Annotated in this window: 9 protein-coding genes; 6 read left to right on the forward strand and 3 right to left on the reverse strand. The window is 69.0% G+C overall.

Annotated elements, in window-relative coordinates:
* The first annotated feature begins 150 nt into the window (after positions 1 to 150).
* Entirely contained in the window at positions 151 to 435 is a 285-nt protein-coding gene (locus tag D7V77_RS22815; protein ID WP_120578404.1) for a LysR family transcriptional regulator, read from the forward strand.
* 3 nt (positions 436 to 438) lie between these two features.
* Here the strand turns inward: D7V77_RS22815 and D7V77_RS22820 are convergent, their stop codons facing one another.
* On the reverse strand, positions 439 to 3,000 hold the full coding sequence (locus D7V77_RS22820) for an RNA helicase (protein WP_120578405.1): 2,562 nt from the start codon (positions 2,998 to 3,000) through the stop codon (positions 439 to 441).
* Between the two features lie 194 nt (positions 3,001 to 3,194).
* Between D7V77_RS22820 and D7V77_RS22825 the strand changes: the two genes are divergently transcribed.
* The 4 genes from D7V77_RS22825 (at position 3,195) to D7V77_RS22840 (ending at position 7,365) form a co-directional block, all read left to right on the forward strand.
* Complete coding sequence (locus tag D7V77_RS22825; protein WP_120578406.1) at positions 3,195 to 3,827, forward strand: DUF4142 domain-containing protein; 633 nt, start codon at positions 3,195 to 3,197, stop codon at positions 3,825 to 3,827.
* A 148-nt stretch (positions 3,828 to 3,975) separates the two neighbouring features.
* Entirely contained in the window at positions 3,976 to 5,634 is a 1,659-nt protein-coding gene (locus D7V77_RS45765; RefSeq protein ID WP_120578407.1) for a serine/threonine-protein kinase, read from the forward strand.
* A 60-nt stretch (positions 5,635 to 5,694) separates the two neighbouring features.
* Positions 5,695 to 6,531, forward strand: a complete 837-nt coding sequence (locus D7V77_RS22835; RefSeq protein ID WP_147452129.1) for a hypothetical protein — start codon at positions 5,695 to 5,697, stop codon at positions 6,529 to 6,531.
* An 18-nt stretch (positions 6,532 to 6,549) separates the two neighbouring features.
* On the forward strand, positions 6,550 to 7,365 hold the full coding sequence (locus D7V77_RS22840) for a hypothetical protein (RefSeq protein WP_233597168.1): 816 nt from the start codon (positions 6,550 to 6,552) through the stop codon (positions 7,363 to 7,365).
* A 30-nt stretch (positions 7,366 to 7,395) separates the two neighbouring features.
* Here D7V77_RS22840 and D7V77_RS22845 read toward each other — a convergent pair whose 3' ends face one another.
* Together D7V77_RS22845 and D7V77_RS22850 are read right to left on the reverse strand one after the other, a co-directional pair.
* Complete coding sequence (locus tag D7V77_RS22845) at positions 7,396 to 10,164, reverse strand: bifunctional acetate--CoA ligase family protein/GNAT family N-acetyltransferase (RefSeq protein ID WP_120578410.1); 2,769 nt, start codon at positions 10,162 to 10,164, stop codon at positions 7,396 to 7,398.
* 138 nt (positions 10,165 to 10,302) lie between these two features.
* Entirely contained in the window at positions 10,303 to 11,196 is an 894-nt protein-coding gene (locus D7V77_RS22850) for an NmrA family NAD(P)-binding protein (protein ID WP_120578411.1), read from the reverse strand.
* Positions 11,197 to 11,277: 81 nt separating this feature from the next.
* Here D7V77_RS22850 and D7V77_RS22855 point away from each other — a divergent pair.
* On the forward strand, positions 11,278 to 12,132 hold an 855-nt coding region (locus D7V77_RS22855; RefSeq protein ID WP_233597169.1), incomplete at its 3' end, for a LysR family transcriptional regulator.

Raw genomic sequence — 12,132 nt, forward strand, 5'->3', positions numbered from 1 at the left:
GTCGTATCCCAGGCGGTACCACCCCCCAAGCAAGTACGGAGGAGGCAAGAGCGGGCAAGGTGGCATCCGCCCTTGCGGAGCGTCCAATGCTGTTCTGGCATGACGCGGCCTGGGTGCACGGCGCGCACGACTCGCGCTAACCTCCCGCGCGTGAGCATCACGCACCTCCAGTCCTTCGTCGCGGTGGCCGAAGAGGGCCACGTGGGCCGGGCCGCGCTCCGGCTGCACATCACCCAGCCGCCGCTCAGCCGTCACATCCTCGCCCTGGAGGATGAGCTGGGCACGCCCCTCTTCGAGCGCGTCCCCAAAGGCATGCGCCTGCTGCCCACCGGCGAGGCCCTGCTCCACCACGCGCGCCGCATCCTCGCGGAGGTGGAGGTCGCCACCCTCACCGTGCGAGAGGCGGCCGGAACCTCCAAGCCGCCCCCCGCCTGACGCCTACGACCAGGCGGCCATGCCGCCAATCCGGCGCAGCATCAGGATGGGGCCGTCGTCCATGCGGCGGCCGCGCAGGTCAATCTCACAGTCGATGACCCAGTCCCCATGGCCCTCGGGGTCCATGATGCGCTGCTGGGCCTCCCACTGGCGCGTGCCCGCTTCCTTCAGCTGCGTGTTCGCCGGCTTGCGCGCCTGGGGCGTGAGCACCACCAGCTTGTGCTCCTCGAAGTACGGCGCCATGGCCAGCTCCAGCTTCGGCGCGGTCCACTCGCCCAGCGCGTTGTCCAGCATGCCCAGCGCGTCCAGGTAGCGGCGCTGGCCCAGCGCGCGCAAAAGCCGGTGCAGCTCCTCGCGCACGCGCGCGGCGAAGGCCTTGGGGTCCTCCGTGAGTTCCTTGGGCTTGAGGTCCACCACCGGCTTCACTTCGACGGGGGCCTCCGGGTTGCGCATCCGCTCCCACTCGTCCAGGAGGCTGGAGTCCACCTGACGCAGCGTCGCGCGGAGGTGGTCGAGGATGTCGTCCAGGTCCTCGTTGCGGAACTTCTCCGGCACCGTCTGCACCAGCGACTTGTAGACATCACCCACGTAGCGCAGCAGCACGCCCTCGCTGCGCTGCAGGCCGTACTCGCGCACGTAGTCGTGGAAGGACATGAAGCGCTCGAACATGTCCCGGACAATGGACTTGGGCCGGATGTTCTCCTCGCCCACCCACGGGTGCTTCTTCGCGAAGGCGTTGAAGGTGCCGTAGACGAACTCGCGGTTCGGCTTGGGCCACTCCAGCTTCTCCAGCTCCTCCATGCGGTCGTCGTACTCCACGCCCCGCGCCTTCATCTCCTGGATCTTCTCCCCCTTCAGCTGGTGCAACTGCGCGTACAGCACCACGTCCGGGTTCTCCAGGATGGACTCCACCAGCGTGACGACGTCCAGCGCGTACGTCTCCAGCGTGGGGTCCAACAGCTCCAGCGTCTCATGCAGGTACAGCGACAGCGTGTGGTTGAGGCTGAAGTCGCGCTGCAGGTCCTCAGACACCTCCACCGTCGCCGAGTGCTTCTCCCACTGCACCACCTTCACGATGCCCGCGTCGCGCAGCGTGCGGAAGTACATCGCCGCGTCCTTCAGCAGCTTCTTCTTCGTGTAGTCGGAGCTGTGCGAGCGCATCACCAGCTGCACCAGCCGCTTGTAGCCGCCGCTGCCCTCCGTCTTGTCGCTCTGGAGCAGGTTGAGAAGCAGGCCGTGGCTCACGTCGAAGCGCGACTCCAGCGGCTCCGGCATCCCGTTCTGGAGCCGCTCGAAGGTGCTCTTGTCGTACTGCACGAACCCCTTCTGCGGCGGCTTCGCCTTGGGCGTCTTCTTCTTGCCCGCGGCCTCCTTCGCCGCCTGGCGGATGTTCTCGACCATGTACTCCGGGGCCTGCGCCACCACGCTGCCCTCGGTGTCGAAGCCCTTGCGGCCCGCGCGACCGGAGATCTGCTTGAAGTCGCGCACGCTCAACGTCGCCAGCTTCTCGCCGTTGAACTTGAACAACTGCGTGAAGAGCACCGTGCGGATGGGGATGTTCACGCCCACGCCCAGCGTGTCCGTGCCGCTGATGACCTTGAGCAGGCCCTGCTGCGCCAGCTTCTCCACCAGCAGGCGGTACTTGGGCAGCAGGCCCGCGTGGTGCATGCCGATGCCGTGGCGCAGGAAGCGCTGGAAGTCCTTGCCGTAGGGCGTGTCGAAGGGGGCGTCCAGCAGCGCCTGGCGGATCTCCTCCTTCTCTTCCTTGGTGTTGAAGTCCACGGACATCAAATTCTGCGCCTGCTCGGCCGCGGCCCGCTGCGTGAAGTTCACCAGGTACACGGGGTACTTCCCGCGCGCGATGAGGTCCTGGATGGTCTCGTGCAGCGGCACCTCGCGGTAGTCGAAGTCCAGCGGCACGGGGCGCTCGGAGCTGCGCACCGTGGCCACCTCGCGGCCGGTGAGCTTCTCCAGGCTCTGCTCGATGACGTGCGTGTCGCCCAGCGTGGCGGACATCAGCAGGAACTGCGTCTTGGGCAGCGCCAGCAGCGGGATCTGCCAGGCCACCCCGCGCTCCTTGTCGGAGTAGTAGTGGAACTCGTCCATCACCACCGCGTCCACGCGCGCGGACGCGTCACGCAGCGCGAGGTTCGACAAAATCTCCGCCGTGCAGCAGAGGATGGGCGCCTCGCGGTTGATGGACGCGTCGCCCGTCAGCATGCCCACGTTCTCCGGGCCGAAGGCCTTGGAGAGCGCGAAGAACTTCTCGTTCACCAGCGCCTTGATGGGGCACGTGTAGAACGACACCTTGCCCTCGGCCATGGCCTTGAAGTGGAGCGCCATGGCCACCAGCGACTTGCCGGAGCCCGTGGGCGTCTTGAGGAACAGGTGCTTGTCGCTCAAGAGCTCCAGGATGGCCTCCTCCTGGGCGGAGTACAGGCTCAGGCCGTTCGTGGCCACGTAGCCCACGAAGCGGTTGAGGATCTCGTCGGCATCGAGAGGGGGCTCGCCAGGCTTCGGCAGCAAGGCGGCGAGCGGGGCGCGGGTGTCGGCGGAGGCACTCATCGGGCCCGACTCTAGGAGGTGCCGCCCCATCCCCGTGAAAAATCGCGCGTCCCCGGGCCGACACTCGCACCCGGAGAGGTCCCCTGCCTGCCCGGCCTGTGCACCCGGGCACAGTGGCAACGGCTGGGACGCGGATGGCCATGGGCGGTGGGCCTCCCCATCCTGCCCCCGCGACATTCATGAGGGGGTTGGACATGCGGACAGCGAAATTCTGGATGGGGACACTGCTGGCGGGCGCGCTGGCGCTGGGCTACGGGTGCGGGAGCGAGGCGAACAAGGATCCGACACCGCAGGACGCACCGCAGCAGCAGTACCCGGACGCGGGCACCGACGCGGGCGTGTTGCTGACGCTCACCGACGCGCAGATCGCCCGCGTCCTGCAGGTGGCCAACGAGGGCGAGGTGATGCTGGGCCAGTACGCCGCGCCGCTCGCCACCGAGCAGGCCGTGATCGACTTCAACAACCAGATGGTGACGGAGCACACCGCCGTGAAACAACGGCTGGACGCGGTGCTCGCGGCCGAAGGCATCACGCCCGAGGACTCCGCGCTGAGCCTCCAATTGCAGACACAGGTCCAGCAGATCATGCAGATCCTCGCCGGTCCGAACGCACCGGCCGCGGGCGCCGCGCTCGACCAGGCGCTGATCAGCGCGCAGCTCGGCGTGCACACGCAAGTCGGCTTCCTCTCCGACAGCCTGCTGTCGACCCAGATCACCAACCCGGCCCTGGCGCAGGAGGCGCTCACCGAGCGGCAGGGCGTGCAGCAGCACATCAACACCGCCGCGGACATCCAGTCGAACCTGGTGCTCCCACCCGTCACGCCTTAGTAGGAGCGCTTTCCGTCTCTGGATAAAAATGCAGCTCGGGCTCTCAGAACCTGAGAGCCCGAGCCTGCTCACACGACCCATGGGGGAGGATTCGACCCAGGTGCTTTCCAATCGTGTCGGACCGGTTTAGTAGGAATTTGGACCGCCGATGCAAAAGCCAACCGAACCGACCTCCACGCAGAGCGAGCCGTTGACGACAGGACGGGTCCTGCGCTCCACGTATGAGATTGGCACCGTGCTGGGCAAGGGAGGCATGGGTGCGGTGTTCCTCGCGCGCCACCTGCGCCTGCCGGGCAAGCAGGTCGCCATCAAGGTACTGCACGGCGCGGAGGAGGTGTCGGCAGAGGTGGCGCTGCGCTTCCGGCGCGAGGCGGAGATTGCCTCCCGGCTGGGGCACCCGAACATCGTGGAGGTGCTGGACTTCGACACCCTGGAGGACGGCACGCCCTTCATGGTGATGGAGTACCTGCGCGGGGAAGGCCTGTCGCGCCGGCTTCGCAAGCAGAAGAAGCTGCCGCTGGAGGAGGTCTTCTCCATCACGCGGCAGATGGGCGCGGCGTTGCAGGCGGCGCACCGCGCGGGTGTGGTGCACCGCGACCTGAAGCCGGGCAACGTGTTCCTCGTGCCCACGGAAGCGGGCGGCGTCGTGGGCGAGCGCGTGAAGCTGCTCGACTTCGGCATCTCCAAGCTCGTGGACTCGCGCACGCTGATGACGCTGGACTCCGTGCTGATGGGGACGCCGCAGTACATGGCCCCCGAGCAGGCCATGGGCCACAACAGCAACGTGGACGCGCGCACGGACCTCTTCGCGTTCGGCTGCATCGTCTACGAGATGATCGCGGGCCGGCCGCCCTACTCGGGCGACAACGTCGCGGAGCTCATCTACCAGATCGTCCACCTGGAGCCCCCGCCGCTCCTGTCGCTTGCGCCCGAGACGCCGCCGCACGTGGTGACGGCCATCTCCCGCGCGATGGCGAAGAAGCCAGACGACCGCTACCCGGACGTGGGCTCGTTCATCCTGGACCTGACGGGCAGCCCGCTCCAGACGCTCGCGGAAGTGAAGCCGGAGCAGCGCTCGCGTCCCGCCAATCCCACGGCCCCGCCGTCGGTGCCGCGTCCGCCGGACCGCGAGGAGCACATCCCCACGGTGGGCATGCGTCCCCACGCCGGCCACGACACGTCGTCCCCTGCCCCTTCCGCCGGTCCTCGGACGGAGTCCCTGGCCGCCCAGCCGCTGGCCCCCGCCCGCCCGAAGTGGCCGGTGGCCGTGGCCGTGGGGATGGCGGTCATCATCGCGTTCGCCGTTGCCTTCTTCTGGAAGCGCCCGGGCGTGACTGCGCCCGCCGTCGGGGTGGTGAATCCCCCGTCGCCCCCGGTCCAGCCGCGGCCCCAGCCCACGGAGCCCGTCACGCCGCCCGCCGTGGTCGTGGCGCCACCGGAGGACGTGAACAAGCCCGTGGATCCGGAGCCCCAGCCGACGCAGCCGACGGAACCGGAGAACTCCACGCAGCCCACGGTGAACGTAAAGCCGAAGGCTCGCGGCACCCCCGAGTCCATGCCGGACAGCGTCCGCGAGGACCTGGCGGCGGCGCAGAAGGCGCTGGACGCTTCGAACACGGAAGAAGCGCTGCGTCACATCCGGCGCAGCCAGCGCACGAAGATCACCGGCCTGTCGTTCTCGCTGCTCACCCGCGTGTACTGCCAGCAACACGACCTGGCGAACTCGCGGGCAAATTGGACCCGCGTACCGGCAACGGAACGTCCAAGGGTCCGACAATACTGTTCGCAGTACGATATCGACCTTTAGGGTCGTCCGGGCGCGCGGAAACTCCAGAGCGGGGGCGCGCCCGCAATCCAAGGAGTTGTCGTGAGAGTGCTACTGGCAGTGGGGGTCGTGGCGCTGTCCCTGGGGTGTTCCCGGGGCGTGCGGCCCGACAGCGAGGTGGCGGGTACGAAGCCCACCACCGGCAAGGTGTATTCCAACGAGGCCGGCGAGAAGATCACCCTCATCGCGCTGGAGCCCGGTGACGCGAAGAAGGCGCTGGTCGCTTTCGAAGGCACCAAGAGCGAGCTGGACGGCCAGGTGCTGGTCGCGGGGGTGGACACGCAGCAGCGGCGCGCCGTGGAGTACTGGACGATGTGGCGCGGCAACAAGCAGCGCTTCGTCACCGTGCATGATCGGGGCGGCTACGAGGACCTGGTCTTCAGCGGCGTGAACCACACGGGCTACTCGCACCTGAAGCCGGACACGGCCAAGACGGGCGCGCTGAAGGTGGAGAAGGTCTTCGAGCGCTACGAGGACCTGGAAGGCGACAAGAAGTACCAGGCGCTGCTCGCGTTCGACCGCAAGTTCTGGACGAACCAGGCGGAGACGCAGCTGTCCGAGGCCATTGCGGCGACGAACAAGGCGTGCGGCTCGAAGCTGACGTCCACCGTGGCCTGGGACTCCATCACGGACGCGCAGATCAACAAGATGTCCTTTGGCAGCTACTGCGTGGGCCCGATGGAGTCGCTCCAGAAGCTGTGCGAGCGCTCCGACGAGGCCAAGCGCGCCGTCCAGCAGAAGCTCCAGGCGGTGGAGTGCCGCTTGGACGACGCCAAGGCCGCGCTGAAGATGGAAGCCCAGAAGGTCATCTGGTCCGTGACCGCGGATCGGACGGTCCAGTCGGACGAGACCACCACCTTCTTCACCGACAACCTCTAGAACGAAAGCCCACCGACAATGACGCTTCGACACATGGTCATCGCCCTGGGGCTCGTCCTGGCCCCGCAAGCCGCGCTCGCGCTGGATCCGCCCTGGAAGCAGGAGCAGAAGCTGCGCGACCGCATGGTGCTGGAGTCCGCCAAGGTCTGCGCGGACGGCAAGGGCCACTACACGGTCCTCATCCCCCAGACGCCCGAGCACGAGGGCGACCTGTTCTACGGGGACGGCAAGACGTTCACGCAGGTGGTGCCGGTGGGCTACCCGTCCTCCACGGACGGCGCCTTCTTCGAGCCCCGCTTCTTCAACCCCAAGGCCAACGACAACTTCCGCGGCACGGACTACCGCGTCGTCTCCGACGTGAAGCTGAGCGAGGACTTCAAGACGTGCGCGCTGCGCTGCGGGGAGAAGAACCTGCCGCAGCAGCCGGTGCCGGCGGAAGAGGCCAAGGAGCTCTTGCGCAAGGCCACGTACCAGCCCAGCCCGGTGAAGTTCCAGCCGTACGCGCTGCTGCGCGACGACAAGGGTGTGTACTACCTGGTCGAGCGCGGCATCGGCGCGGACAACAAGAGCTTCCGCATCTTCACGGGCCAGCGCGGCCAGGTGAAGCAGCAGAAGATGCTCAACGTCGTCACCGACTCGCAGGGAGAAATCTTCTCCACGCAGGGCGGCGACCTGCGCCTCGTGGTGGACCGCGAGGAGCCGTCGTTCTGGGTGGTGAAGAGCAAGCGCCAGAAGCTGCGCGCGGTGCCGGTGGGTGAGAACCTGCCCTTCATCTACAACGAGCTGGGCGTCTACACGGGCGCGCGGCTGGGCACGCCCTGCGACGACGTGTAGTTCCGTAGCACCGGGGAGCCCCGGGCACGGTCAGCCGTTGAGCACCTTCACGGCCTTCACCATGTCCGGGGCCAACTCCTCGTGTTCCACGAGGGTGAACCCCAGCTTCTTGCTGACGGCCTGCATGCCGCGGTTGCGCGTGAGGATGTCCGCGACGATGCGGCGCAGGCCCCAGTCCTTCCCAATATCCACCAGCCGCCGCAGCAGCTCCGTGCCCAGGCCCAGCCGCTGGGCGGGGTCGCTGACGGTGATGGCGAACTCCGCGTCCTTCGTGCCGCGCAGGCGCGTGAGCCGGCCCACCGCCAGAATCTCTCCCCCGCCCTTCCCGTCCGGCGACGGCCGCTCGGCGACGAGCGCCATTTCGCGCGCGTAGTCGTTGAAGCAGATGCGCGCCAGGCGCTCATGGGCCACGCGCTGGCTGAGCTTCATCAGGCCCGCGTAGCGCATGAACACGGTCTGCTCGGAGAGCGCCTGGTGGAAGCGGCCCATGGCGGGCTCGTCCTCCGGGCGGATGGGACGCACCAGCAACTGCTCGCCGTTCTTCAGCGTGAGCAGCTTCGCGTACTGGTACGGGTACGGTTCGATGGCGAGCTTCGGCAGCGCCGCGGCCGGGACCTCCGGCGGGTGCAGCACCACGCGCGCATCCAGCGCGATGATGCGCTCTCCGGAGACGAGCAGCGGGTTGATGTCCAGCTCGCGGATGAGCGGCTGCTCCACCACCAGCTGGCTGAAGCGCACCATCAGCCGCTCCAGCGCGCCCATGTCCACGGGGGCCCGGCCGCGCACGCCCTTGAGCGCGTGGTGGATGCGCGTGCGCTCCATCATGCGTCGCGCCAGCGTGGTGGTGAGGGGCGGCAGGCCCAGGGCGCGGTCCTGCATCACCTCCACCAGCGTGCCGCCCGCGCCGAAGAGCAGCACCGGCCCGAACTGCGCGTCCAGGCTGCTGCCCAGAATCAGCTCGTAGCCGTCCAGCTTCGCCATGGGCTGCACGGTGACGCCCTGGAACGCGTCCTGGAGGCCCCGCTCCACGAGCGCGTCTCGGATGGCGCGCCAGGCCTCCCGCACCTGCGCCTCGTCGCGCAGGTCCAACCGCACGCCGCCCACGTCCGTCTTGTGCGTCACCGTGAGCGAGTTCAGCTTGAGCACCACGGGGAAGCCCAGCGCGCGGGCCTTCTCCACCGCCTCGTCCTCGGACGTGGCGAGCCACGTCTCCACGGTGGGGATGCCGTAGGCGGCCAGCAGGCGCTTGGATTCGTATTCGGACAGGAGGGTGCGGCCGGAGGCGCGGGCTTCGTCCACCAGGGCGCGCGCCACGTCGCGGGCTCCGCCGGTGGGCTCCTCCGCCAGCGTGGGCGTCTCATAGAGCCCGGCGATGTTGTCCGAGTAGCGCCACATGTAGTTGAAGACGCGGGCCGCGGTGTCCGGGTAGCCGAAGGTCGGGATGCCCGCGTCGTTGAGGATGCGCTCGCCGGCGGCGACTTCCGAACCGCCCATCCAGCTGGCGAGCACGGGCTTGCCGGGCAGCTTCGCATAGCCCTTGAGGCGGTCCGCCGTCTTGGTGGGCTCCGTCATGTCCTGTGGGGTGAGGATGACGAGCAGGCCGTCGCTGTTGGGGTCCGCGCCGGTGGTCTCCAGCGCCTTCGCGTAGCGCTCCGCGTCCGCGTCTCCCAGGATGTCCACCGGGTTGGCGTGGCTCCAGGGCGGCGGCAGGAAGCCGTCCAGCTGCTTCTTGGTGTCGTCGGACAGCACGGCCAGCTCGCCACCGCCGGACACGAGCGCGTCCGTGGCGAGCACCGCGGGGCCGCCCGCGTTGGTGAGCAGCGTGAGCCTGCGGCCGGAGGGCCGGGGCTGGCGGGCCAGCACCTCCGCCATGTGGAACAGGTCCTCGATGGAGTCCACGCGCAGCACGCCCGCGCGGCGGAAGGCGGCGGAGAGGACTTCGTCGCTGCCGGCGAGCGTGCCGGTGTGGGACGCGGCGGCCTGCGCGGCCTGCGCGGTGCGGCCGGCCTTGATGACGATGATGGGCTTGGTGAGGGCCACCTCGCGCGCGGCGGACAGGAAGGCGCGCGCGTCGCCGATGGACTCCATGTACAGCAGGATGGAGCGCGTCATCGGATCATCCGCGAGGAAGTCGATGAGGTCTCCCCAGCCCACGTCCAGCATGGAGCCCACGGAGACGAAGGCGCTGAAGCCCACGGCCTCGCGCAGGCTCCAGTCGAGGATGGAGGTGAGCAGCGCGCCGGACTGGCTGATGAAGGCCACGTTGCCGGGGCGGGCCATGCCCTTGGCGAAGGTGGCGTTGAAGCCGCTCGTGGGGCGCATCACGCCCAGGCAGTTGGGGCCGATGATGCGCAGGTTCGCGGCCTGCGCGATTTGAAGCACCTCCTGCTCCAGCTTCGCGCCCTCCGGGCCCGTCTCCTTGAAGCCCGCGGAGATGATGATGGCGCCCTTGACGCCGACCTCCGCGCACTCGCGGATGATGGCCGGCACGGACTTCGCGGGGGTGACGATGACGGCCAGGTCCACGGGCTCCGGCAGGGCGCGCAACGAAGGCCACGCCTTGATGCCGAGCACGTTGGGGCGCTGCGGGTTCACCGGGTAGACGGTGCCGCCGAACGGGCTGCTGATGAGGTTCCAGAGGACGGTGCGGCCCACGCTGCCGGGGCGCTCGCTCGCCCCCACCACCGCGACGCTGCGGGGGGAGAAGATGACCTCCAGCGGCTGACGGGTCCGCTGGTGGAGCAGGTCGATGGAAGGGTCCGTCCGGGCCGGGGGCGTGGCGGGGCGTTGCTCGTCCATGGTGCGCTCGTATTCGGTGGGTGGCCGTACCGGAGCAATCTCCGGCAGGCCCCCATCGTGCACCAGTTGTGAGGAAGGGAACGGGGCAGCGGTCGTTTCCCCATCCTGTTCCTTATGCGAGCGAACGGGCGGACGCCGTCACGACGCGCGAGCCTGCTCCACCACCGGCTTGAGCACGGTGCTGGCGAACTCCGCCAGCGTGGTGGGCGTGGTGGTCTCCTTCGAGCGGGGCTCGGCCGGGTCCATGCGTCCGTCCTGAATGGCGCCGTACATCTCCACGAAGGTGTCCGCCGCGAAAGCGGGCATGCCCGCGCCCGTCATGCCGTTGCGCAGGTCCTCCAGGCCCACCCGCACGTACTTCACGGGCTGGCCCAGCACCTGGGTGAGGATGCTGGCGACCTCCGGATAGGTGAGGTCCTTGGGCCCGTGGACGCCCACATAGCGGTGGCCCGTCCACGACGGGTCCAGGAGCACCTCGGCGGCCTTGGCCGCGATGTCCGCGGTGGCGACCATGGGGAAGGCCTTCGTCTCCGGGCTCGCGCTGAAGAGCGCGCCGGCCTTCGCCAGGCCCTGCACGTCGCGAAGCAGGTTCTCCATGAAGAAACCCGCGCGCAGGCTGACGACGTTGGGGGCCGCCGCCTGGAAGGCCTCTTCAATGGGCTTCAGCACGGACACCGGCCCCGTGCCCGGACCGCTCTGCGCGCCGACGCTGGAGAGGATCACCACGCGCTTCACGCCGTGCGCCTTCACGCGCTCCGCGGCCATCTTGCCGTTGGCCTTCGCCCAGTCCTGGAAGTCCGGGCGGATGGCGGGCGGCGACAACCAGAACAGCGCCTCCGCGCCAACGAGCGCCGCGTCCAGCGTGGCCTGCTCCTCGATGGAGCCCTGCACCACCTTCGCGCCCTGCTTCACCAGGTCCGCCACCTTCTCCGGCGTGCGGGAGATGATCGTGACCTTCCGGCCCGCCTTCAGCAGCTTCTCCACGAGGGGACGGCCGATGTTGCCATTCGGGGTGTTGATGACGATGGACATGGGGTGCCTCCAGCGACAGCGAGATGGCGCAACAGTGCTCTCGCGCCATTCATGAGGCCACTGCATGCTATGCATGCGCCCATGCGCCGCGCTCATGAAACCCCAGCGCCCTCCCCCGTGGAGGTCGACCTCTCCGGCATCAACCTCAACCTGATGGTGACGCTGGACGCGCTCCTGAAGGAGGCGCACGTCACCCGCGCCGCCGCGCGCGTGGGCCTCACCCAGTCCGCGATGAGCCATGCGCTCGCGCAGCTGCGGGAGTTGCTGGGCGACGCGCTGCTCATCCGCGGCCGGGGCGGCATGGTGCTGACACCTCGCGCGCAGCAGCTGGCCGCGCCGCTCAAACGGGGACTGGCGGAGCTGCGCCGTGCCCTGCGCGACGAGCCCGCGTTCGATCCCGCCACCGCGACCCGCCGCTTCACCGTGGCCACGCGCGACTTCTTCGGGTCGGTGCTGCTGCCGGGCGCGCTGGAGCTCCTGGGCCGCGAGGCTCCCGGCGTGGACCTGTCCGTGTTGCACGTGGACAGCAACACCTTCGCCGGCCAGTTGGAGACGGGCGAGGTGGACCTGGCCATCATCGTCGCGCCCGTGCCGTCCGGGCCGGGCCTGCGCCAGCAGAAGCTCCTCACCGAGGACTTCGTCTGCGTGGTGCGCAAGGACCACCCCACCGTGCGCCGCACGCTGGACGTGGACACCTACCTGAAGCTGTCCCACATCCTCATCAGCCCCAAAGGCGACGGAGTGGGCGCGGTGGACCTGGCCCTGGCCCAGCGCGGCCTGCCCCCGCGCCGCATCGCCGTGCGGGTGCCCTACTTCCTCATCGCGCCGCTGGCGGTGTCGCGCTCGGACCACGTCCTCACCGCGCCCCGCCGCCTCATCGCCTCGTTCCGCGACGCGTACGAACTCCAGGTCTTCCCCCCGCCCATCCCCTTGCGC

It is taken from the genome of Corallococcus sp. CA041A, assembly GCF_003612075.1.
Classification (GTDB): Bacteria; Myxococcota; Myxococcia; order Myxococcales; family Myxococcaceae; genus Corallococcus; species Corallococcus exiguus.